Source organism: Rhodococcus sp. AQ5-07, assembly GCF_009707305.1.
GTDB lineage: Bacteria > Actinomycetota > Actinomycetes > Mycobacteriales > Mycobacteriaceae > Rhodococcus_F > Rhodococcus_F erythropolis.
This window is the reverse complement of record NZ_CP046099.1, coordinates 4,191,255-4,213,714: the sequence shown is the minus strand read 5'-3', so window position 1 is coordinate 4,213,714 and position 22,460 is coordinate 4,191,255. Positions and strand designations below refer to the sequence as shown.

The window sequence follows — 22,460 nt, the reverse complement described above, 5'->3', positions numbered from 1 at the left end:
AATGGCCAATATAGGCAAGCGCCGAAACTTGTATTCGGGCGTCGGTCAGTCCGAGAGCGCGAACTCGTCGGCGTCGAAGAGTTCACCGATCAGCCCGCCGAGATGGCGTCGATGTTCGGCCGACAGTGTCGCTGCCGCCTCGGCATCGTGGTCTGCGCACAGCTCGATCAGCTTGTTGTGATGGTCGACGGAGTCCTGGCTGCCGAGAAGGCTCGAGAACTTGCGGTAGTAGATGCGGTGAATTTGTGGGTGAACCTGGTGAATCAGCTTCTTCAACAGCGGATTTGCCGCAGCGTCGATGATGACGCTGTGTAGGCGATCGTCCGCGGTCAGCGCTCGGCCTATGTCGTTTCGCTTGACGGCAGCGGCGAAGTCTTTGTTGGCGGAGCGCATCGCCCCGATCATCTCGTCGGTGAGGTTCGGTACAGCGGTGACGACGGCCAGTTGGTCGAGAGCTTCGATGACTGCGAGTGTTGCCTCGACGTCGCCGCGGTCGAGGGTGGTGATGCGCGTGTACGCACCGGGCTTCGCTTCCACGAGTCCGGTGTCGACCAGCCTTGCGAGCGCTTCGCGGACCGGAGTTCTGCTCAATCCCAGATACTCGGCGAGTTCGCTGTCCTTGATCTTCGAGCCCGGCGCCAGTTCACCGGTGACGATCGCTTCGCGAATGCGTTCGAGAGCGATGTCGCTCATTCGTGCTCGCTCAACCGGTTTACCGCCACGCAACATACTGGATATCGTACTCTGCACGTTGCTTGTCGCAGGTCAGCCCAGGTCGGCCAACGACGCGTGTTTCCGGGCATCCGCAACGCGTAGGAGCAGCGCGCGGGCGAGAATTGTTGCCGGATCGATGATCTGACAGGTTGTGGCGTCGGCGGGCAGTCCGAGCGGAATCTCGGTGCATCCGGCCACGACGACCTGCGCGCCCGATTCGACGAGAAGATCGGCGGCCCTGACGAGTTTGTCGGTGGTCTCGTCTCCGACGTTGCCACTCTTGATTGCTCGGATCGCCGGCATCACCAGTTCGTCCTGGATCGCAGGTCCTGGCACCAGGACGTCAATCGAGTATTCCGACAGCCATTGTTGATACAACCCGGTGCGGACCGTCCCCGTGGTGGCCAACAGTCCGACGGATGTGACGGCGGGTGAGAGCGTCCGGATGTGCCGAGCAACTTCGTCGATCATGTGGACGACGGGAAGTCCCAGTTGGGATGAGATGGCGGGCAGGAAGGCGTGGGCGGTATTGCATGGGATGGCGAGCGTCGTTGCGCCCGACTCTCGGAGGACGCGCGCACCTTGGAGCAGCCAGGGGGTGGGGTCCGGGCCGTCCTCGGTGAGTGCCAATGTCCGGTCGGGAACCGTGGGATCGGCCCAGATGACAACTTTGGGGTGCTCCTGATCCGTCGAACCTGGCGTCAGGGCAACGAGTTTGGAGTAGAAGTCCGCAGTAGCGGCCGGCCCCATGCCTCCGAGTATTCCGATGACGGGTTCGCTCATGCCCGCCGGAGAGTTGGCGCTCTGCCGTATTCGTTGCACCTTCATGTTGCAATCCAACCTTTCGCATCCAATATATTGGATACTCGTAATGTTGACTACAGTGAAGGAGGTTGAAGGTAGTTGTCAAGTAGGGCGCGGCGTTCCCGGAATTGCGAAGTTCGAGATCTCGCTCGATCAACAGGGGTTGGGTTCGCCGATCTTGACGGCTGAGAGCACGGCTTCGATTTCCCCGAAAGGGCTTCCGGCAGAAGGTGTCTGATCGACAACAATCCAGTTGGAATCGACCAGTTGGCGTCGACCCGCGCCAGTTGCGTCAGCACTTCTGGAGAAGAAGACTCCGGCCGATTGAATGGTGTCCTGCGCGTCTTGAAGATTCATACACACGACATTGGGCATGATCGCAGGAGTTGCAGCGGGCGTCACTTCTGCGGTGACTGGGGTGGTGGCCAGTGGAGTATTCGTCGGACCGGCCACCGAGGTGGTCAATGGAGCCTTAGTCGTCGTGGGTTGAGTTGTCGAGGTTGCAGTGGTGGTCGCGGTGGATGTTGATTCGGCCTCGCTGTCGGTGCTTGTCCCTGAGCATGCGGCAAGAGACGCCAAGGCGAATGCGCTGAGTGCGATGCGAACGGCAGTTGAGGACGGGCGAATCGATGTCGAAAAGAGGTGTGATGCGCGCACAGACGTTCCTTGTCGGTAAAGGGGCGATGAAAGGGGAGATTCGAGCGCAGAGCACATCCGACGCCGTCGATGTGCCTTATGTCGAATAGAACCATAGGCTTTCGGCACCGGATTCGAGAGGAATTGCCTACATGCATTTTCTGGAACTACGACACGCGCAGTGTGAACCCCCAGCGGCGTATTCGCCTGTCCTGGAGAGCTACGGAGATGTGCAGACCGTTCTTCTGGGTACCGACCCGCTTCCCACCCATCGACGGTTCGACGCCGTGATCGTGATGGGCGGGCCGATGGGCGTCGGCGATCAGGGCGAGGTCGAGTGGTTGGCATCCGAGATCGAATACATTCGCGATCTGGTCGAGAACGACGTCCCGGTGTGGGGAGTGTGTCTGGGTTCGCAGTTGCTCGCCGCGGCGCTGGGTGCTCGCGTCTACACGGGCGCTGTGCCCGAAGTCGGAGTTGAGGAGATCACCTTGACTGTCGAGGGCCGGCAAGATCCCGTGTGGGGAGATCTGCCCTCCACATTTCCTGCAATGCAATGGCATTCGGATACCTTCGACATTCCGAACGGCGCGGTGCGGCTCGCTGGTTCTGCCAAGTATCCGAATCAACTCTTCCGATACAAGCAGAGTTACGCCGTTCAGTTTCACCTCGAAGCGTCCTCCGAGGTGGCGCGCGAATGGATGGAACTGGCCGAGTACCGCGACTCGCTGCATGCTTCGCTGGGAGCGGACGGTCCGCGCGTCTTCATGCAGCAGTTGGGTGCTGCCGAGTCTCAGGGGCTCGAGATTGCCGCAGCGGTGATGGAGAAGTGGTTGAAATCGATCTCTCTTGAATAAGGCCGTTTTGTCCTGATTGGCCGATTTACCTGTTACCTTGTGTTGTCGTGGGTGGATGAACCGATCCGGTCGAGCAAGACACCTCGTAGAGTCCGGATCTCCCCCGCGAAAGGGGAGCGATGCGCCGGATACGGAAGATATCGACAGCTGCAGTGACGTGTGTACTCGCGTCGACCGCGGTCTTGGGGGCGACCCAGGCTCATGCATCCCCGTGGGATTGCAACGTCACCGGCAGCTTGGATCAATCAGGTGGGCCGACCAATCCGATTCCCTGGCTCAACGGAACGGACGGGAAACTTCCGGAACTGCAGGGCCGCACCTCGGCGGTCGAGTACATCACCGGCGCGCTCAGCCCCAACCAAACCGTCGAGCGTTTCAATGTTCTCGGCACGGATCTCGGCATCATGTGGGACAACGGCGCAGGTCAGGTCCTGACAGCCTTCGGTGACACTGTCGGAATCGGATCTGACCCCCTGTGCTCCGGGGTGGTCGGTGACTGGCGCAGCAACGTCCTGTTCCGTAGCTCGGACGGAAATCTGTCCGACGGCATGAACATCGACTCCTCACCGACCGACCGGCCGAATCACTCACGCGAGATCATCGGAAGTCTGAAAGTCACCGGCGTCGAAACCAGCAGCATTCCGACGACGGGTATCTCGGTGGGTGGCGTTCAATACGTCAATTACATGTCGATTCGCTCGTGGGGAGGGTCGGGCGAGTGGGTCACCAACTTCTCGCAGATCGCGTCCTCGCACGACAACGGTGAGACCTGGCAGGTCGAACCGGCCTCGTCCCGGCCCAATCTGCCGTTGACGGGTAACGACAACTTCCAGATGGGTTCCTTCGTCAAAGACGGTGGTTACGTCTACAACTTCGGTACCCCCGCGGGACGTTTCGGCGAGGGGCGCCTCTCGCGGGTCAAGGAAGCCTCCATCGCGGACGTCGCGGCGTACGAATACTGGGACGGAAAAGCCTGGGTCCCCAACAATCCCGCTGCCGCTGCAGTAGTTCTCGACGGGGATGTCAGCGAACTGTCGGTGCAGTACAACGACTATCTCGGCAAGTTCGTCGCGATGTACTCCAACGAGTGGGGAGCGCTGGTGCTGCGGACGGCGTCGGACCTGACCGGCCCGTGGAGTGCGCCCGACGTAGTGATCGGCACCGACGAGGTTCCGGGACTCTACGGCGCGTACATGCACCCCTGGTCACAGGGGCAGGACCTCTACTTTCTCGCCACCACCTGGTCCGACTACAACGTGATGCTCATGAAGACCACGCTGCACCAGTGAACCGGATGGTTATCGTTGAACGGTGAGCACCACCGACAATGCGCTACTGATCACCGCCCTTCGAGACGTGTTGGTGGGACCACTACCCGAAATCGGCCGACGATTTTCGACGTTGATCGCGGACATGGCGCCGCACACTTCCCTGGTGATCTTCACTCGTGAATGCACCGGTAGGCCGCGCAAGGTCGCCGGGGATCCAGCCGTCGTCGATCGTGTGACCATCGCCGAACTCGACCGTATCCGTACGGATCTCACTGTCGGACAGATCTTTCGGGGAAAATGCGCTATCGCCGGCCGGGACCGTGAAGTGCTTGCGATGCTTGATCGAACCGATACGCTTCTCGTTTTGACACCGCACCCCGTACCGGTGAAGACAGCATCCCTCGAATTGATCCAGGCACTGTTCGCAGTGACTGCAACCGGAATCCAGCTCCAGGTCCGGAACGCGAGCCCGGCATATCTCGCCGAGTCACGGGCAGCGTCGTCCGAGCGTGCGCGCACCGTGGCGGAGATGACGGAGGTGCATGCGGCCACCCTCGAGACGATGCTGGCGACGCTGCGCTCGGCGGATCTCGACGACACACGTGCGCGAACCTCGGCCAGGGAGACTGCGGCTTCGGCCCTGATCGGCCTGCGTTCAGCCGTCGACGTGCACCGCGAGTTGGCCGAAGAGTCGACCACCACGGCTTTTGCGCGGATGCGTGGGGAATTGCGTTCGCTGCTCAAGCATCGGGAAATCGCGTTGGAGTTGGTGGAGCCACCCGTCGACGGGCGTGGGTTACCAGGTGAAGTGGCGCACGGCGCCCGCGCGGTCGTCCGCGGCGCGGTCTTGGCGTTGTCGGATCAGCAGATGCTCTCGCGTATCCGGGTGGCCTGGACGCTCGACGCGGCTTCACTCTCGATCGACATTCGCGACGACGGCGGTGGTGAAGCCGACGTGGTTGACGTGGAACGCCAATTACGTTCGAGGGTAGAGACTTTGGGTGGAACCGTCGAATCCGAGTCGACGCCCGGGTGGGGGAACCGGATCAGCGCAACCATCCCGCTCGACGCCCCCGTCGCTCTACCGAACCGCGACGTCCTCACCGAACTGGCTCCGCGGGAGTTCGAGGTACTCGAGCATCTGGTGGCCGGACGGCGCAACAAGGCGATCTCGGAGCGCCTCGGCGTCAGCGAGAGCACAGTCAAGTTTCATGTTGCCGGGGTCCTGCGGAAATTGGGCGTCGAGAGTCGGGGTGCGGCGGCCGCCGCGGGCGCGGAGGCCGGCGTGAAGCCTGCACCCTAGTCCTTTCGGCCAGGTCGGTCAGTCAGTTCGACCAGGGTTGCGGGCACCTGCTTCGGGCTAACCTTTGAACGAGTGCACATATCGCAATGTGAAAACACGGCGCCATGTGACGACACGTCCTCAATCGCACGAAGCCAGGAGCAAAGCCATGCCACAGCAGGTACGCGGCGTCATCGCCCGATCCAAGGGTGCCCCCGTCGAAATCGTCCCCATCACGATTCCCGATCCCGGTGCCAACGAGGTAGTGGTCGCCATTGCAGCGTGCGGTGTGTGCCACACCGACCTGACCTACCGCGACGGCGGAATCAACGACGAGTACCCGTTCCTGCTCGGACACGAGGCGTCGGGCATCGTCGAGAGCGTCGGCCCCGGTGTCACTCACGTCGAGGTGGGCGACTTCGTCGTCCTCAACTGGCGTGCAGTCTGCGGGCAGTGTCGTGCGTGTAAGCGTGGCCGCCCGCAGTACTGCTTCGACACGTTCAACGCCGAGCAGAAGATGACGCTCGAAGACGGCACCGAACTGACGCCGGCACTCGGTATCGGCGCATTCGCAGACAAGACGCTGGTTCACGAAGGCCAGTGCACCAAGGTCGACGCCTCGGCCGATCCGGCCGTGGTCGGACTGCTCGGTTGCGGTGTCATGGCCGGCATGGGTGCCGCGATGAACACCGGCAACGTCGGACGCGGTGATTCAGTGGCCGTGATCGGGTGTGGTGGTGTCGGCGACGCAGCGATCATGGGTTCACGCCTGGCCGGCGCCAATACCATCATCGCCATCGACCGGGATCCGCGAAAGCTGGAGTGGGCGACGGAACTTGGTGCCACGCACACGATCAATGCCACCGAGGTCGACGACGTCGTCGAGGCAGTCCAGGAGCTGACCGGAGGTTTCGGTGCCGACGTGGTTGTCGACGCAGTCGGTCGCCCGGAGACCTGGAAGCAGGCGTTCTACGCCCGCGACCTCGCGGGAACTGTAGTGCTGGTGGGTGTTCCGACGCCGGACATGAAGCTGGAAATGCCGCTGGTGGACTTCTTCTCGCGCGGCGGAGCCCTCAAGTCGTCGTGGTACGGCGATTGCCTGCCCGAGCGTGACTTCCCCGTTCTGGTCGACCTGTACCAGCAGGGGCGTCTGCCGCTCGAGAAGTTCGTCAGCGAGCGCATCAAGCTCGACGAGGTCGAGAAGGCATTCGAGACGATGCACCGCGGCGAGGTCCTCCGTTCGGTGGTGGTCCTGTGACATTGCGAGTCGATCGCGTCGTCACCTCGGGCACGTTCAGCCTCGACGGCGGAACCTGGGACGTCGACAACAACATCTGGCTGATCGGTGACGACAACGAAGTGGTAATCGTCGACGCAGCTCACACCGCGCAGCCGATCATCGACGCTGTCGGCGGACGCAAGGTGATCGGAATCGTCTGCACCCACGGTCACAACGATCACGTCACGGTTGCGCCGGAGCTGGCCGAGAAGCTCGACGCTCCGATCTACCTGAACCCGGCCGACGATGTCCTCTGGGAGATGACTCACCCCGGGGTGAAGCATCTGAGCTTGGAAGATGATCAGCGTATTGCTGTGGCGGGCACGGACATTCTGGCCATCCATGCACCCGGCCATTCCCCGGGGTCGACCTGCCTCTACCTGCCCGAGGCGGGGGAACTGTTCAGCGGTGACACCTTGTTCTCCGGTGGTCCCGGTGCTACCGGGCGGTCGTACTCCGACTTCCCGACCATCATCGGGTCCATTCGCGACAAGCTGTTCGCGCTCCCCGCCGAGACCAAGGTTCACACCGGTCACGGCGACGGCACGACGATCGGTACCGAGGCGCCGCATCTCGAAGAATGGATCCGCGCCGGATCCTGATGTGATCAGAAGCGAAGTGGGGACGACGGTACCGGCGTCCCCACTTTGTCACAACGCTGATGCCCAACCGGCGGTGTCGTTCTCACCCGGGATTGCCATCAGGCCGTGCCACAGTTCGAGGATCTCGAACCATTCTGTCTCGGATCGGCTGAGGGGACGTACAGATTCGTAGCCGGCGCGCAGGCTCTGCCGTACCGCGATCGGTGTCGGTCGCCAATCGGTGAACAGGGTGCCCAGATAGACGCTTGCCTTGGCCAGGTCGCTCACCCGGTGGTCGATCACCACGTCGTCGAAGTCGAGTACTCCGGTGGTCTGAGAGTTTCGAGTCAAGATGTTGGCTGCACGGAAGTCGTTGTATACCAGTTGTGTTTGGTCATCGAGCTCGGGCACCCGCGCAAGGAGGTCCACGAGCCTACGCGTTGCCTCAGGCGCGAACCCGCGGTCGAAATTCTCGAGCCAACCACCGATGCGCTCCTTCAATCCGGTGCTGCGCGACGAGAAAACCGATCCGTCGACATGGGTGGCGCCGAGCGTTCGGTGTATTTCTGCCAGACATGCTCCTGCCGAACGGACCGCCGCGTGGTCCTGCACGTCCAACCAATCTCCCGCCAACTCCGGCAGTACGGTGAACGACACTGCGCACGAAGGCCCTTCCAGTGTTTCCCGGTCCAATCCGTTCAGGGAAGTGATTGGCGACGGAACGGGCGCACCCTGCCCGGCGAGTGCGCTCAGCAGGCGCGTCGACGCCTCCAGGTTCGCGAAGCGCTCTGTGGCGCGCGACCACTTCACCACCAGCCCACCTCGGTCGCTCGCAACCCACACAATCGCGTTCTGGTCACTGATCGCCATTCGCGAGCACTCGAGGGCCGTCAACCCCCAAGTCTGCTCGAGTACCGCCGAGACCCAATGGGTGGCTGCGCCAAAGCTGTTGAATCCGAATCGCTCCTCCAGAGCGGCTTCCGGCTCCACCGACTCCCAGAGCATGGACAACCCGAGTGGCAACATGCTGTCCGACTTTAGTGGGATGAACACAGTCATCTCATGCGTCAGGAGCAGGTTTGCCCGATTGTGTAGCTGCGTTTTCGAGCATCTCGATTCGGTTGTTGAGCCGCTCGATCGTCATACGCACACTCCAGATGAGTTCGACGAGGCTTTCCTGCATGACGGGGATGCCCATGATGTCCGACAACTGGCGCCACAGCGCCATAGTCGACTTTCGATGGGAATCGTATGTGACTTGTAGCGCCGCCAACTGCACCTCTGCGGGTACTTGATCCTTGACATGCGAACCGAAGGGTGGGGGTTCCTGGTCAACCCACGGCGACCATCGCGATTGGACTTCTGCCTCCGTCATCTTGGACAGTCTTTCCAGTATCTCGCGGCATGCGGCGGGTGAGGAGAACACCGTTTCGAGGCATCGGTGGTAGTCCGGGGGTTGCATTTGCTTATGTTCCGACATTGATCAGCGCTCCGCGTACTCCGTCCGGAGACGAAGGTTACGAGAGTACACCGAATCGGCCTTGGCGACAGCTGCGGTTCAGCCGCCTTGACTCAGTTCGCTGAAGATCAGGTTGGTCTGTGTATTGGCGATAGCCGGATCGTTGAGGTGTGCGCTGACGAAATCGCGAAGCCGAGTGGGGGATTCACACGAGACGTGCACCAGGAGATCACGGTCCCCACTCATCAGGAACACTCGCTGAACGGAATCCAATCCGCTCAGGTGCTCGGCAATTTCCGTCATCCGGCTCCTGGCGTGGGAGTGAATCAGAATCGACACCATCGCCGAGATCTCGAGGCCGAGTAGCTCGAGGTCTATGTCTGCATGAAACCCCTTGATGACGCCCGATTCGCGTAGAGCGCGCATCCGCGCCAGAGCGGTCGACGGCGCTATCCCGACCTTCTCGGCGAGTGCATTGTTGGGGATGCGCGCATCCCGGACGAGTTCGCGGAGAATCGCCGTATCGACGTCGTCGAGCCGAACATGATTCGGCCGAGCTGCGGCAGCTGCCCGTTCGATCGCATTTATCATCCGATTTCTCCCTGCCGTCGCGAAAATATTCAGCATCTATTGACCGCGCCCGTCGATGATCCTAGCTTTTGCCAAACACATCGAATTATCAAACGGTCGAGATCGACACAGTCGACTGTTGCGGACGAAGGGGTCTGGATGCTTCCGAGGATCGGCCGACACACGGGCGACGGACACATGGGCGACTGGGTGGCACGGTTGATCGACATCAGCCCGCCTATCTCCGAATCGACGCCCGTGTGGCCAGGCGATACCGCCTTCACCCGCGCTGTTACGTCAGACCTCGGCGGCAGTGACGCCGTCACCATCAACCGAATCACCACCACTCCTCATATCGGTGCTCACGCCGATGCGCCGGCGCACACCCGCATCGACGGTGCGCCCATCGGTTCTGTTCCCCTTGAGCCCTATCTCGGTGAGGCCCTGGTGGTCGACATGACGGGGGTCGACGGTGCCGCATGCATCAAGCCCGTCGAAGAGACGGTGGAGCGACTCGGCGGCCATCTGCCGCAGCGGCTGATTCTGAGGACCTACCCGAAGTACCCGCGCGAGTGGGACAACGACTTCGCCGGCGTTTCTCCGGACCTGACTCACTGGTTCGCCGACCGCGGGGGCGTTCTGATCGGAATCGACGGCGCCTCGTTCGATCCGATGGACAGCAAGACCATGGACGGGCACCACGCGGCAAGCGATCGTGGCGTCGCGATCCTCGAAGGACTGTGCCTCGACGAGGTCGACGAAGGCTACTACGAGTTGATCGCACTGCCGCTGAAGTTCCTCGACCTCGATGCCAGCCCGGTACGCGCCGTGCTGCGGACTCTGCCTTCATCACTTTCAACGCCGACACATGCAGGAGAAGAATCGTCATGACATCGACAACCACCCTTTCGTTGGAAGACTGCGTCAAGGCCGACGCGCTGGATCCCCTGAGGGAGTTCCGCCGCGAGTTCGCGATTCCGGAGGGCGTTCTCTACTTCGACGGAAACTCGCTCGGCGCGCGTCCCATTGCCGCACAGGAATGCGCCGCGAGAGTGATCGGCGACGAGTGGGGCAACGGCTTGGTTCGCAGTTGGAACGAGGCTGGATGGTTCGACCTCCCGGTCCGCCTCGGTGACAAACTTGCCCCGTTGCTGGGAGCAGGTGAAGGCGAAGTGGTAGTGACGGATTCGACGTCGATCAACCTGTTCAAGGCATTGGCCTCCGCACTGTCCATCGCGGCTGCTCAGGATCCCAGCCGGAAGGTGATCGTCTCCGAGCGCGACAATTTTCCCACTGACCTCTACATTGCGGAGGGCATCATCTCGCTGCTCGATCAGGGATACGAACTACGCCTGATCGACCAACCGGGCGACCTCACCGAAGCAGTAGGACCAGACACCGCCGTAGTGATGTTGTCGCACGTCAATTACCGCACCGGAAACCTGTATGCGATGACGGAAGTCACTGCAGCAGTGCAGGAACGTGGCGCCCTCATGATCTGGGATCTCGCACACTCGGCCGGCGCCGTCACTGTCGATCTGAGCGGAGCCGACGCCGACTTCGCGGTCGGGTGTACGTACAAGTACCTCAATGGTGGTCCGGGTTCACCTGCATTCATCTGGGTCAACCGTCGCCATCAGAACACCGGAATCCAGCCGCTGTCCGGGTGGTGGGGGCACGCGCGACCGTTTGCGATGGAGTCGGCCTACGAACCGGGCGCAGGAATACGACGGTTTCTGAGTGGTACTCAACCCATCACGTCGTTGTCACTCGTCGAATGTGGTCTCGACGTCATGCTCAAAGCTGACATGGCCGACATCCGCAGCAAGTCGCTCGCGCTGGCCGATCTCTTCATCAGCCTCGTCGAGGAGCGTTGCGCTGCCTACGGTTTGGAGTTGATCACGCCGCGCGAGCACGAGCGTCGTGGCTCGCACGTGAGTTTTGTTCATCCCGAGGGCTATTCCATCATGAAGGCTCTCATCGCGCGGGGCGTCATCGGCGACTACCGCGAACCAGGAGTGCTGAGGTTCGGTATCACTCCGCTCTATCTCGGATACGCCGACGTGTGGAACGCCGTCGACGTGTTGCGAGACATCCTCGAGAACAAGTCCTGGGATCGCCCCGAATTCCGCGAGCGCGACGCAGTCACCTGATTCTTCCAAGTTTCCGCGGACCGGGAGGTACCGCCTTTCGCAAGGAGCTTTCATGAGTGATTTCAAAAACATTCAGCAGCGAGAATCAGGTCTCAAACGCGAACTCGGCCCCAAGCAGATGAGCATGATCGCGCTCGGCGGTGCAATCGGCACCGGACTCTTCCTCGGCAGTAAGTTCGCCATCGGATTTGCCGGCCCGAGCGTCATCATCAGTTACGCGATCGGCGGGTTGATCGCCCTGCTGCTGATGGGTGCCCTCGCCGAAATGACCGTCGCACATGCGACATCAGGTTCGTTCGGTGCGTACGCCGAGTTCTACGTCGGACCGTTGATCGGCTTCCTCGTTCGCTATCTCTACTGGTCATGCATCGTCCTCGCGGTCGGGACCGAGGTAACCGCGATCGGTGAGTACATGCAGTTCTGGTTCGCCGACGTACCGTCGTGGCTGTGGATCGTGTTGTTCTCCGGAGTGCTGATCGGCGTGAACATGTTCAACGTCAAGGCCTTTGGAACGATGGAGTACTGGTTCTCGACGATCAAGGTCTTCGCGATCGTGGCATTCATCGTGATGGCAGCGTACGTCGTGTTCGGTAGCGGGAACCCGGACTATGGATTCCACAACTACACGGCCGGTGGCGGATTCTTCCCGAATGGTTTGTCCGGCATGTGGTTTGCCGTGATCGTATCGATCTTCAGCTACTTGAGCATCGAGATGATCGCCATTGCGGCCGGTGAGGCGGAAAACCCCGCGGTGGCGGTGAAGAAGGCGTTCCGTGTGACGATCGTCCGGCTGTTCGTCTTCTACATCGCAACCCTTGCTTTGATTCTGGCAATTGCTCCGATGGACAAGATCTTGAGCGGCGGAAGCCCTTTCGTCACGGTGATGCAGGTCGTGAAGATTCCGGGCGCAGACAGTGTGTTGAACTTCGTGGTGATCATTGCCGCGCTGTCCGCGATGAACAGTCAGTTGTACGTGTCTTCGCGAATGATGTTCTCGCTCTCGCGTGCTGGTGACGCGCCGGCCATTCTCGGCAAGGTCAGGGCCAACGGCTCGCCGGTCAACGCCCTGTTACTGTCGACGTCGGGTATCGCCGTCGCCACAATCGTCTACGTGCTTTTTCCCGAGCAGGCATTCACGTTGATGATCTCGTTGTCGATGTTCGGAGCGATGGCGACGTGGCTGCTGATCTTCGTGACGCACTGGTTCTTTCGCAAGCGGATGAAGGAGGACGGAACCAAACTTTCCTTTACGATTCCGTTCTTTCCGGTGGGAACAATCCTCGGCGGAGTCCTCATGGTCGCGATTCTGATCACCACGTTGTGGGTCGACGATTTCAAGATGACGCTGGTGTTCGGAGTTCCGTTTGTTCTTGCCGTGATCGGCATCTACTACTTCACCCGATCACGTCGGGCGCAGAGTCGAGCGGTAACGGCTGAACAGGTTCAGGACGAGATCACCGGCACGGTGGTCAAGCGGGTTCCCTGACTTACATTGGCAATCACAGGGTTTCGGCGAAGAACTCCATAGTGCGGGTCCAGGCGAGGGCAGCAGAATCCGGGGCGTAGTGGCTGGTCGAAGTGTCGTTGTTGAACGCGTGGCCGGCGTCGGCATAGCGGTACACCCGGGCGAGATCGGACGCGGTTGCGCGCAATTGCTCGACGCTCTCCGGCGGGATACTCGGATCGAGGTCGCCGTAGTGACCGAGCCACGGGACCTGCAGTTGCGCTGCAAGTTCGGTGCCTGCCGCGATTCCGTCCCATCGGGCCTCGGCGACACCGCCGCCGTAGTATGTGACAGCGGAATCGACGAGGGGTGCCGCGGCACACCACAGTGACGCGGTGCCGCCCATGCAGAATCCGAGGGAGCCGACTCTGTCTGCTCCCTCGGATCGGCTGTAGTCGACAGCGGCACGTACGTCGTGGCCGATGCTTGTGCTGTCGAGTGCCATGAGCGCATCCTTCGCGGACGGGAAGTCGGTGAAGGAGGTCTGTGCGCCGCGGTGGTAGAGATGCGGGGCGACGGCAAGGTAGCCGGCGTCGGCGAGGCGTTCGAGGATGCTCTCGATGTGTTGGTTCACGCCCCACGCTTCTTGGAGAACTACTACCGCATGTCTCGGTTCACTCGGCGAATCCGGTCGGCTGACGGTCAGCGGTACGTCACGTGTGGTCGTCGTGAAAGTTCCCATGTCCCGACTGTATGCGAGTACGGACTGTATTCGAGTACGGACTGTGGGTGCACGGTCGAACTAGACTCGTCGAATGTTCAGTTCCGACGTTCCGCCGATCAGCCTGGGCAGTTGGCCGACGCCCGTCGAACCTTTGGCGCGTTGCGCGAAGGCACTCGGATTGGGGCCGGAAGACCTGTGGATCAAACGTGACGATGTCACCGGACTAGGCGGTGGCGGCAACAAGATCCGAAAGCTGCAGTACACCTGCGCTCAGGCTTTGGCCGTCGGCGCGACGACTTTGATTACTACCGGTGCACCGCAAAGCAATCACGCTCGGTTGACTGCATCCGCAGCAGCCCGTTTGGGATTGCGTTGTGTGCTGGTGCTCGGTGGTGCCGAGCCGGAATCCGCGCAGGGAAATCTCGTTCTGGATGCACTCGCGGGCGCTGAGATCGTCTGGGCCGGTGGGGACACGGCATCCGCGGTCGGCGCCGCGGTGCAGGCCGTCGCTGACTCGGGCGGAGTTCCTTTTGTCATTCCCTTCGGTGGTACCAGCGCGGTGGCCGCGCAGGGTTACGTCGACTGCGCACGCGAGATCGAGCAGCAACTCCCCGGAGTGGAACGCGTCGTGGTTGCACTCGGATCGGGAGGAACGATGGCTGGACTTGTCGCGCATCTGGGCGTCGACAGAGTTGTCGGCGTCGATGTCGGGGCTGTTGCCGATCCAGTGTCGACTGTCGCTGGGTTATTGGACGAGATGCCTGGTCCGACCGTGCGAGCCGCGGATCTTCAGATCCTGCGAAACCAAGTTGGACAAGGATATTCGACGCTCACGGAAGCATCAGCCGGCGCGATCCGATGTTTGGCTCGTACGGAGGGCATCTTCCTCGACCCGACGTACACCGGCCGAGCCTTTGCGGGATTGATCCAACTCGTGAAGGACAAAGCCATCACGGCGGGATCAAAAACGGTCTTCCTGCACACCGGTGGGTTACCTGGCCTGTTCGGACATCCCGAACTGTCGACGCTGCGGTGAGCGAGCAGATCGACTACCCGCTCAGCAGCCCGCTCGACGAGCTGTCCGAGTGGCAACGCGTCGTGCGACCGCTGCGTGTCAGTGCCGACGGGTATCTGCGTTTGGCGACCAATCGGCTGTCAGTCGACTCCGACTACACGTGGGAGATGCACCGCCACAGCGATCACGAATTGCTGTGGGCGATCGACGGTGTTCTCGAGGTCCGTACTCCGGAGACTGTGTACACGGTGCCGAGCGGGGTCAGTCTGTGGATCCCGTCCTATGTTCCCCACGAGGTGACGGCGCGTAGCGGCACAGAATTGTCGTGCACGTGGTTGGTGGCATCCGATGTGACCGGGTTGGATCGTGTGGTGGCCTTGTCCACCCCTCCGCTGCTCGAACAAGTACTCGATCACCTCACCCGAGACGACTTGACCGACGCGGCTCGTCGACGAGCCGAGGCGTTTGCCATCGACCTCGTCGAACCCGTTCCGCGACTGATTTTCGATGTGCCGCTGCCGACGACGCCGTGGCTTCGGCAGATCGCAGATCAGTTGGTTGCCAGCCCGGCCGACACCCGATCGGTCGAGGAGTGGGCCACCGACGCGAAGGTCAGTACGAGGACTCTCACACGAAGGTTTCCGGCCGAAACCGGATTGACCTTCTCGGAATGGCGTATGCGACTGCGGGCTCATCATGCGATGCAACTTCTGGCACTTGGTCGAAGCATCTCGTTTGTATCGAGGAGGACGGGTTTCCGTTCCGAAAGCGCGTTCGGTGCGGCTTTTCGTCGCACGATGGGTGTGACCCCGGGGGAGTTCGCAAGCCTGATCGATCATCCGCGCGCGCCAATGACCGATTGGCTACAGGACTAGTCCGAACAGCGACTCAAAGCACCTCGATCGGACTTGTGTCGTGCCACAGAATGAACTTAGGGTTGGCTAAACAATCACCTCTGTAGGAGTTCTGCGTGCGCGCAATTCGATCATTATCTTTCGGTTCCAGAGTCATCGCAGCGGCGGCAGTTGCCGTTGTCGGTGCGATGGTGGTGACTGGCTGTTCCTCGTCATCGGCCGACTCCGAGCCGACGGACGTCCGGACCGTTGCATCGGCATACGGGGACATCGAGGTTCCCGCCTCGCCGGAGCGCGTCGTCGCCGCGTCGTACGACACTCCTTGGCAGCTCATGTCCCTCGGAGTGAAACCGGCTGCTGTGCAGGACTACGGCAAGTGGATCAGTGAATTCACGCCGGAGCAGCAGGCCTTCGTCGACGGGCTCCCGACCATCGGGCCCTACGGGGAAATGAACTTCGAAGCGATCGCTGCGGCAGATCCCGACATCATCGTCGGCGACGCCGACGAGGTGGACCAAGCGGCGTTCGACCGTCTGTCTGGCATTGCGCCCACTGTCATCGTCAAGGGCGAGAGTCGAGGCGACTGGAAGACGATCACCACGGAGATCGCCGAGGCGATCGGCAAGACGGACGTGCTCGAGTCGACGCGCACTGCCTACGAAGAGAATCTCGAACGTGTTCGTGGCGAGTACGCGGACGTGATCGCGAACAACAAGTGGATTCACATTTCGCTCGGAGACGCACCCGGCGCTTTCTCGGTTCAGCAGCCCACTGGTGCGATCGGCAATTTGGTCGTCAACGAACTCGGATTGGCGTACGGGCCCGGTGTTCCGACCAATTACACCGCTGCCGGATACGAGTCCTACCCGATGGAGCAGCTGGCCGACATCATGAACGGTGTGACGGTCGTGCTGTATCCGCTGAACGCGGACGGGTCGACCAGTGCGGCGGTTCAGGCGGTCCTCGACGACAACCTCTTCACGAGGATGCCGGCGGCGCAGGCTGGCCACGTCTTCGGATTGCAGTCGAGTGTCACAGATTTCGTGACCGCGAACGGTTGGCTGAACGAAGTGAAAACGAAGGTGTTTGCAACGCTCTGACGCTTGCTCACCTTTTGACTGCGCGCCCGCAACTGACCAGTTGAGGGCGCGCAGTCTTTTTGGTTGCCGCTCCGGGTGAGAATCCTGTCCTCTGCTTATGATTTCTGTCACGGCTGGTTACCGTTACTTCGTTGAACCGGACCAGGGCTGGTCTTGCCAGACCCTTGACGTTTCGAGGCGCGGCAAAAGGTTGATGCGGTGTCCATTTCCGCAGATCGATGGGGTATTTTGTCCGAATCAGCTGTCGGGGTGAACAGTGGCTACTCGGGGGAGAGCGCGTGCCGGACATGTGTCCCGGTCGGGTTTCCAGTAGGGCGTCGTGCGTTCACGGCCACATCCGTCAGCGCGCGAGTCGTGGTTTGCTGAGCGTGAACGGTGCGTGGGGCGAATCGTTCGAGGGGACGAAAGGCGAGATCGGCGAATGACAGCGACTTCCGACGCACGGCATACCGAATCGAAGGCTGTCCAGAACACCGACTCGCCGTCTGGCGAAAACCCGCGCTGGCGCGACCGCAAAAGGTACCTGTGGCCGCTCGGATTGCTGATTCCACTCAGCCCGTTCATCTCCTGGTTTCTCGTCGACAACCTTCGTCTCGGATTGTTCTGGGCGACCGGCGCGTGGCTGCTGGTCATCGTCATCCCGATCATCGACATGTTGGCTGGTGAAGACGGCGAAAGTCCGCCGGACGATGCGATCCCACGACTGCAGAAGGACCGCTACTACCGCTGGTGCACTTACGCGTTCCTCCCCTTGCAATACGCCGGTCTGGTCTTCGCCTGCTGGTGCTGGATCAACGCTCCGATGGGAATCGCGGAGAAGATCGCGATGTCGTTCACGGTGGGTGTCGTCGCCGGCGTCGGTATCAACGCGGCCCACGAGCTCGGCCACAAGAGCGAGAAGGTCGAACAGTGGCTCGCGAAAGTGGCGCTTGCGCAATCTCTCTACGGGCACTTCTACGTGGAACACAATTTCGGCCACCATGTGCGTGTAGCTACTCCGCAGGACCCGGCCAGCTCACGGTTCGGTGAGAGCTTCTGGAGGTTCTTGCCACGAAGTGTGTTCGGCGGGCTGCGGTCGGCATGGCGCATCGAGAGCGCTCGACTCCAGAGGAAAGGCAAACGAACCTGGAGCTTCGAGAACAATATTCTCAACGCTTGGGCGATGAGTGTTGTCCTCTTCGCGACGCTGATCGGTATCTTCGGTTGGGAGGTCGCGCCCTGGCTCCTGCTGCAGGCAGTTGCCGGATTCACCTTCCTCGAAGCGGCGAACTACCTCGAGCATTACGGTCTGCTGCGTGGCAAGCGTGCTGACGGCTCGTACGTTCGCTGCAGCCCCGCTGACAGTTGGAACAGCGATCACGTCGTGAGCAATCTGTTTCTCTACCAACTGCAGCGGCACAGCGATCACCACGCCAACCCGAAGCTGCGGTACCAAAGTCTGCGTAGCGCGGCCGAAGCGCCGCAACTTCCGGCCGGCTACGCAGTGATGATCGTGATCGCGTGGATTCCACCACTGTGGCGCCGGGTGATGGATCAGAGATTGTTGGACTACTACGACGGCGACACAGAACGAATCAACGTCGGCTGATCACGTAGCCGTCCGCTGAACTGTTCGGAGTTGTCGTCTCAGCGACCGTCATCCCACACGGTGTTACCGCTTGCGGTCGTCGAAGGGTAGTCCTGGACCGCGTCCCAGTGTTCGACAATTTTGCCGTTCTCGTCGAATCGGAAGATGTCCATCGAGCCGCTGCCGGCCGTTCCCTCACCGGACGAAGCGAAGGTCTGAACAAAGACGAAGTCGCCCTCGGCTACCGTCCGTGGAAACTTGGTGGCCTTGTCTCCGGTAACGGGTTCGATCCCGGCCAGTGCGGTGACAAATGCGTCCTTGCCGTCAGCGAACGAGGGGTTGTGCTGGGTGTAGGTCGGACCGACCAGCTGGTCGGCAGCCTCGGCGGCTTTGCCTTCGTTGAAGGCGAGTTGCAGGAACGTCAACGCGTTGGCCGTGTTGCGCTCCAAGACTTCTGACGACTTGGACGGCGACGAGGTGGGTCCGTCGAACATCGTGTTCGGATTTGCGGACGTTTCCGGCACGTCTTGAATGGCATCCCAGTGTTCGACGATCTTGCCGTTGTCGACGCGGAAGATGTCGAACACGGCCTGGCCGCGGTCGCCGGGTGCAGACGTGGTGTGAGACTGGAGGGCAACCAGATCGCCCTCGGCGAAAACACGAGTGATCTCGGCGTGCAATCCGGGTGTGGCCTCGACGTAACCGCCTATGCCGCTGACAAATCCGGCTGCCCCGTCGGCGGCGGTGGGGTTGTGTTGGATGTAGACGTCGCCAAGGTATCGGTCGGCGGCCTGCTGTACCTGACGGCCGTTGAACGCCAGTTCGTAGAAGTCCGTGACGACGGTCTTGTTGGATTCGAGTTGATCGCCCTGCTGGGCGACAACGCTCGTGGACGTCGTAGAACTGCTGGGCGTTGCGGATTCCGCGTCGTTGGAGCACGCGGTGAGCAGGAGAGCGGCGGCAGCGGGAACAGTGATCCAGGCTGCGCGCCTACGGAGGTTGCTCATGTTCAGTGTGCGACGGTGAAACGCTGGCGACGGTGGGCCGGAGTCTCGATCTCGTCGACAAAAGCGTGGGCGTAGTCTTCGCCCGCGATGGCGGAGTTACCCTCGGCGTCCGTCAGCAGAATGTCGCCACCCACCTGGAAGGACCCCTTCGGAGCGACGCCGGCATGGGCGCCGAATGCTGCGCCCGGGCTCACGTAGAACCAGTCGACATTGCTGTCGGTCGCGCGGAGCGCGTCGAGGACGTCGGCGTGAGCGAGCGCCTCACCCTTGTATGCGTCCGGGAAGTCGGGGGTGTCGACGACGCGCGGCCCACCCTCGGCGACCAACAGGCTGCCGGCGCCACCGACTACGGCAATGCGAGCACCGTTGCGTGCGGCGGCATCGGCGAGGGGAGTGACGGCGTCGAGCAGGCGCTTGCCGTCGATCTCGCGAGCGGGGATGGCAACGACAACGACGTCGTTGTCTGCCGTGATCTGCTCCACGATCGTGTTGTCGTGAACCGAACCCTGCACGACATTCGTGTCGGTTCCGGACTGCGCGCTGCGAGCGACGACGGTTACCTCGTGGCCGCGTGAAGCGGCTTCCTTCGCGATTGCGCTTCCTGCAAAACCGTTTCCACCGAATACTGCGATCTTCGACATGGCGTGTGCCTTTCCTTGATGTCGTCGTTGTGCTTGTAGTAGTAAATTTATTCACCTGGAAGGTCGATGTCTCGGTCAGATGCGGGCAGTAATTGGTGAAAAACAGACATCTTGATGACGATGGGCCGACTGCTTCGGGTCGAAGTTGCGAACCGTAGGGTTGGTACATGACTCTCACCGCCGACAACAACGCAGGTCCGCTGGCAATCGAGCGCTCGGACGTCGAAGCTGCGCGGACTCGTATCGCAGGACTGGCGCGGCGTACTCCCATCTTTCGAACTGCGGTGCCGACACCACACGGTGAGGTGCCGGTTCTGTTCAAGCTCGAGTACCTCCAACACGGCGGCTCCTTCAAGGTGCGCGGCAGTCTCAATGCCGTGGAACGAGCGGTCGCCGACGGCACCATGCCTGACGCAGGCGTGGTGATCGCGTCCGGCGGCAACGCTGCGATCGGCGCTGCGTGGGCCGCGCGGCGCCGAGGGCTCACCTGCACAGTGGTGGTGCCGGAGACAGCGCCCGAAGCGAAGGTGAAGGCACTTGGGGAGTTGGGTGCAACCGTTCACAAGGTCGGCGACCGGTATGCACTCGCTGCTGCCGCTGCGGCGGACATCGCACGCTCGAGCGGTGCGCTCGAACTGCACGCCTACGACCTGCCCGACATCGTCAGCGGAGCCGGGACCATTGCTCTCGAGATCGAGGACGACGCATCCGGACCGATCACGTATTGCGTTGCAGTCGGCGGCGGCGGGTTGGTCTCTGGAATCGTCGCGGCGGCTCGTCCCGAAGATCAAGTGGTAGCCGTCGAGCCGACCGGGGCTGCCACCTTGCGCACCTCGCTCGATGCGGGGCGTCCGATCGATATCGAAGTGAACAGTATCGCCGGGGACTCATTGGGGGCCACACGGATTGGCGCCATCGCCTGGGAGACGCTGCATGAGAGTTCGGTTAACAGCGTTGTGGTCGACGATGATTCGATCCGGCAGGCGCGGGCGTTCCTGTGGCGGGAGTTCCGGATCCTGGTGGAGTTGGGAACCGCGGCAGCAATGGTTCCGGTTCTGAACGGAACGGTGACGCCGCCGTCCGACGGTGAATTGTGCGTCGTTTTGTGCGGTGCCAACACGCATCCGACCGACCTGTAATTTTTGCGTATTTCTTTGCCTGCGTGTGAGAAAGTCCCAGGTGGGTACCTCTCGCAGTATGAGTACCAGCAGCATTATCTGGATAATTGTTGCCGTGGTCGTGGTGATAGCGATCGTGGCCGCACTCCTGTGGGTGGCGCGAAACAGGCGCGACGAGCGTCGTCACATCGAGGCAGAACAGATCCGCGAAGACGTCGCAGACAAGTCGCTGCAAGTAGGCGAGCGCGAGGCGCGGGCAGAAGAGACAGCAGCCAAAGCGCGCATGGTGCAGGCAGAGGCCGACGCCAAGGCGGCGGAAGCGTCTGCGCTGCAACATCATGCAGCGCAACATCGGAAAGAGGCGACGAGCTCTCGCGAGGAACTGAACCAGCAACGAGATCATGCAGACACGATCGACCCCAAGGTTCCCAACCCCGAAGAACCGCGGTCGACGCCGGATCAGAACCCTCGAAACCCTTGATCTCGAAACACTTGATGCAGGCGTTCGAGGGAAGCGTCTGCCCGTATATGGTTCGACGATCATGATGAACAAAGAATCGTCACCGCAGGACCAGAAAAGTGTCACGTCCACGGCGGCTGACGTCGCACAGAACAATGTCTTCGAGCGCTTTGCCCGCGCAGGATTTGTCGTCAGCGGTGTGGTTCATCTGCTGATCGGATATATCGCGATCCGCCTTGCTCTCGGTGGATCCGGGTCTGCGGACCAATCGGGTGCGATGGCCGAGTTGGCAGGAAAACCAGGGGGTGTCTTTGCTCTGTGGGTCGGCGTCGTGGCCTTCCTTGCCATGGCGTTGTGGAGATTGGCCGAAGCTGCGTTGGGGAGCTCGTCGTCGCCGTCCTCGGACGACAAGAAGAAGGAGTTCTTCAACCGCGCAAAGGCTCTGGGCATTTCGCTCGTCTATTTCGGTTTTGCTTTCACTGCATTCGGATTCGCCCGCGGAAGCGGGAAGTCCAGCAGCGGTCAGAGTGCGGGAATCACGGCGCGTTTGATGGAGAACACGCTGGGGACTATCGCATTGGTGATCGGTGGGATCGCGATCATCGCTGTTGGTGTTTACCACGTGTACAAGGGCGCGAGCCAGAACTTCCTGGATGATTTGAAAGGCACACCCAGCAACTTCGTGCGCCGACTCGGAACCGTCGGGTACGTCGCCAAGGGCTTGGCCATCGCGGCTGTCGGCGTTCTGGTTCTTCTCGCGGTCAACAGTTCCGAACCCGGCAAGTCCTCCGGACTCGACGGAGCGTTCAAGACGCTGGGTGCGCAGCCGTACGGAGTGGCCCTGCTGATCCTTGCCGGATTGGGCATCATCACCTACGGGCTCTACTGCTTCGTGATGGCACGCTCGACGAAGATGTAGCGCCC

24 protein-coding genes are annotated in these 22,460 nt (G+C 61.4%); 15 read left to right on the top strand and 9 right to left on the bottom strand.

The window, feature by feature from the left end; all coding sequences use genetic code 11:
• Positions 1-45: 45 nt before the first annotated feature.
• From GJB56_RS19670 to GJB56_RS19660, 3 genes are all read right to left on the bottom strand, one after another.
• Positions 46-729, bottom strand: coding sequence for a GntR family transcriptional regulator (locus tag GJB56_RS19670; protein ID WP_019745689.1), 684 nt, complete (start codon positions 727-729; stop codon positions 46-48).
• 36 nt (positions 730-765) lie between these two features.
• Positions 766-1,542 (bottom strand): aspartate/glutamate racemase family protein, encoded by a 777-nt coding sequence (locus GJB56_RS19665; protein ID WP_230091023.1) that lies wholly within the window; start codon positions 1,540-1,542, stop codon positions 766-768.
• Positions 1,543-1,671: 129 nt separating this feature from the next.
• Positions 1,672-2,175 (bottom strand): PASTA domain-containing protein, encoded by a 504-nt coding sequence (locus GJB56_RS19660; protein ID WP_084325447.1) that lies wholly within the window; start codon positions 2,173-2,175, stop codon positions 1,672-1,674.
• A gap of 131 nt (positions 2,176-2,306) precedes the next feature.
• Between GJB56_RS19660 and GJB56_RS19655 the strand changes: the two genes are divergently transcribed.
• From GJB56_RS19655 to GJB56_RS19635, 5 genes are all read left to right on the top strand, one after another.
• Positions 2,307-3,011, top strand: a complete 705-nt coding sequence (locus GJB56_RS19655) for a type 1 glutamine amidotransferase (RefSeq protein WP_230091022.1) — start codon at positions 2,307-2,309, stop codon at positions 3,009-3,011.
• Positions 3,012-3,130: 119 nt separating this feature from the next.
• Complete coding sequence (locus GJB56_RS19650) at positions 3,131-4,300, top strand: DUF4185 domain-containing protein (RefSeq protein ID WP_019745686.1); 1,170 nt, start codon at positions 3,131-3,133, stop codon at positions 4,298-4,300.
• Positions 4,301-4,322: 22 nt separating this feature from the next.
• Positions 4,323-5,585, top strand: a complete 1,263-nt coding sequence (locus GJB56_RS19645; protein ID WP_020909420.1) for a helix-turn-helix transcriptional regulator — start codon at positions 4,323-4,325, stop codon at positions 5,583-5,585.
• Positions 5,586-5,733: 148 nt separating this feature from the next.
• Positions 5,734-6,822 (top strand): S-(hydroxymethyl)mycothiol dehydrogenase, encoded by a 1,089-nt coding sequence (locus GJB56_RS19640; protein ID WP_007730860.1) that lies wholly within the window; start codon positions 5,734-5,736, stop codon positions 6,820-6,822.
• Positions 6,819-7,445 carry an MBL fold metallo-hydrolase gene (locus GJB56_RS19635; protein ID WP_113682689.1) on the top strand — a complete coding sequence of 209 codons (627 nt, stop codon included), beginning with the start codon at positions 6,819-6,821 and terminating at the stop codon, positions 7,443-7,445. Before GJB56_RS19640 ends, GJB56_RS19635 begins: the two co-directional genes overlap by 4 nt.
• 48 nt (positions 7,446-7,493) lie before the next feature.
• Here GJB56_RS19635 and GJB56_RS19630 read toward each other — a convergent pair whose 3' ends face one another.
• The 3 genes from GJB56_RS19630 to GJB56_RS19620 form a co-directional block, all read right to left on the bottom strand.
• Positions 7,494-8,450: a phosphotransferase enzyme family protein gene (locus GJB56_RS19630; protein WP_113682885.1), complete on the bottom strand. Its 957-nt coding sequence runs from the start codon at positions 8,448-8,450 to the stop codon at positions 7,494-7,496.
• A 34-nt stretch (positions 8,451-8,484) separates the two neighbouring features.
• Entirely contained in the window at positions 8,485-8,799 is a 315-nt protein-coding gene (locus tag GJB56_RS19625; protein WP_139120551.1) for a hypothetical protein, read from the bottom strand.
• Positions 8,800-8,982: 183 nt separating this feature from the next.
• The gene (locus GJB56_RS19620; RefSeq protein WP_007730865.1) at positions 8,983-9,474 is read right to left on the bottom strand and encodes an Lrp/AsnC family transcriptional regulator; all 492 of its coding nucleotides are present in this window, start codon (positions 9,472-9,474) and stop codon (positions 8,983-8,985) included.
• Positions 9,475-9,612: 138 nt separating this feature from the next.
• On the opposite strand from GJB56_RS19620, the gene kynB reads away from it, so the two are divergent.
• From kynB to GJB56_RS19605, 3 genes are read left to right on the top strand one after another with little or no spacing between them, the layout of a single operon-like run.
• Entirely contained in the window at positions 9,613-10,344 is a 732-nt protein-coding gene (gene kynB / locus GJB56_RS19615; protein WP_113682687.1) for an arylformamidase, read from the top strand.
• A complete protein-coding gene (gene kynU / locus GJB56_RS19610; protein ID WP_113682686.1) occupies positions 10,341-11,606 on the top strand; it encodes a kynureninase in 1,266 nt (421 codons plus the stop codon). The genes kynB and kynU overlap by 4 nt, the downstream gene beginning before the upstream one ends.
• Positions 11,607-11,658: 52 nt before the next feature.
• Positions 11,659-13,092 carry an amino acid permease gene (locus tag GJB56_RS19605; protein WP_080909824.1) on the top strand — a complete coding sequence of 478 codons (1,434 nt, stop codon included), beginning with the start codon at positions 11,659-11,661 and terminating at the stop codon, positions 13,090-13,092.
• Between the two features lie 13 nt (positions 13,093-13,105).
• On the opposite strand, the gene GJB56_RS19600 is transcribed toward GJB56_RS19605, so the two are convergent.
• Positions 13,106-13,792 (bottom strand): dienelactone hydrolase family protein, encoded by a 687-nt coding sequence (locus GJB56_RS19600; protein ID WP_113682685.1) that lies wholly within the window; start codon positions 13,790-13,792, stop codon positions 13,106-13,108.
• Between the two features lie 73 nt (positions 13,793-13,865).
• Here GJB56_RS19600 and GJB56_RS19595 point away from each other — a divergent pair, with 73 nt between their 5' ends.
• The 4 genes from GJB56_RS19595 (at position 13,866) to GJB56_RS19580 (ending at position 18,331) form a co-directional block, all read left to right on the top strand.
• Positions 13,866-14,810, top strand: coding sequence for a D-cysteine desulfhydrase family protein (locus GJB56_RS19595; RefSeq protein WP_113682684.1), 945 nt, complete (start codon positions 13,866-13,868; stop codon positions 14,808-14,810).
• A complete protein-coding gene (locus tag GJB56_RS19590; protein ID WP_021331765.1) occupies positions 14,807-15,664 on the top strand; it encodes a helix-turn-helix transcriptional regulator in 858 nt (285 codons plus the stop codon). The genes GJB56_RS19595 and GJB56_RS19590 overlap by 4 nt, the downstream gene beginning before the upstream one ends.
• Positions 15,665-15,759: 95 nt before the next feature.
• Complete coding sequence (locus GJB56_RS19585) at positions 15,760-16,743, top strand: ABC transporter substrate-binding protein (protein ID WP_113682683.1); 984 nt, start codon at positions 15,760-15,762, stop codon at positions 16,741-16,743.
• 421 nt (positions 16,744-17,164) lie between these two features.
• Positions 17,165-18,331 carry an alkane 1-monooxygenase gene (locus tag GJB56_RS19580; RefSeq protein WP_020971065.1) on the top strand — a complete coding sequence of 389 codons (1,167 nt, stop codon included), beginning with the start codon at positions 17,165-17,167 and terminating at the stop codon, positions 18,329-18,331.
• 38 nt (positions 18,332-18,369) lie between these two features.
• Here GJB56_RS19580 and GJB56_RS19575 read toward each other — a convergent pair whose 3' ends face one another.
• Together GJB56_RS19575 and GJB56_RS19570 are read right to left on the bottom strand one after the other, a co-directional pair.
• The gene (locus tag GJB56_RS19575) at positions 18,370-19,317 is read right to left on the bottom strand and encodes a nuclear transport factor 2 family protein (protein ID WP_113682682.1); all 948 of its coding nucleotides are present in this window, start codon (positions 19,315-19,317) and stop codon (positions 18,370-18,372) included.
• Between the two features lie 2 nt (positions 19,318-19,319).
• Positions 19,320-19,958: an NAD(P)-dependent oxidoreductase gene (locus GJB56_RS19570; protein ID WP_113682681.1), complete on the bottom strand. Its 639-nt coding sequence runs from the start codon at positions 19,956-19,958 to the stop codon at positions 19,320-19,322.
• A gap of 167 nt (positions 19,959-20,125) precedes the next feature.
• On the opposite strand from GJB56_RS19570, the gene GJB56_RS19565 reads away from it, so the two are divergent.
• The 3 genes from GJB56_RS19565 (at position 20,126) to GJB56_RS19555 (ending at position 22,455) form a co-directional block, all read left to right on the top strand.
• Entirely contained in the window at positions 20,126-21,097 is a 972-nt protein-coding gene (locus tag GJB56_RS19565; RefSeq protein WP_113682680.1) for a serine/threonine dehydratase, read from the top strand.
• A gap of 58 nt (positions 21,098-21,155) precedes the next feature.
• Complete coding sequence (locus GJB56_RS19560; RefSeq protein ID WP_020971062.1) at positions 21,156-21,557, top strand: hypothetical protein; 402 nt, start codon at positions 21,156-21,158, stop codon at positions 21,555-21,557.
• Between the two features lie 61 nt (positions 21,558-21,618).
• Positions 21,619-22,455, top strand: a complete 837-nt coding sequence (locus GJB56_RS19555) for a DUF1206 domain-containing protein (RefSeq protein ID WP_019745667.1) — start codon at positions 21,619-21,621, stop codon at positions 22,453-22,455.
• Positions 22,456-22,460 lie beyond the last annotated feature (5 nt).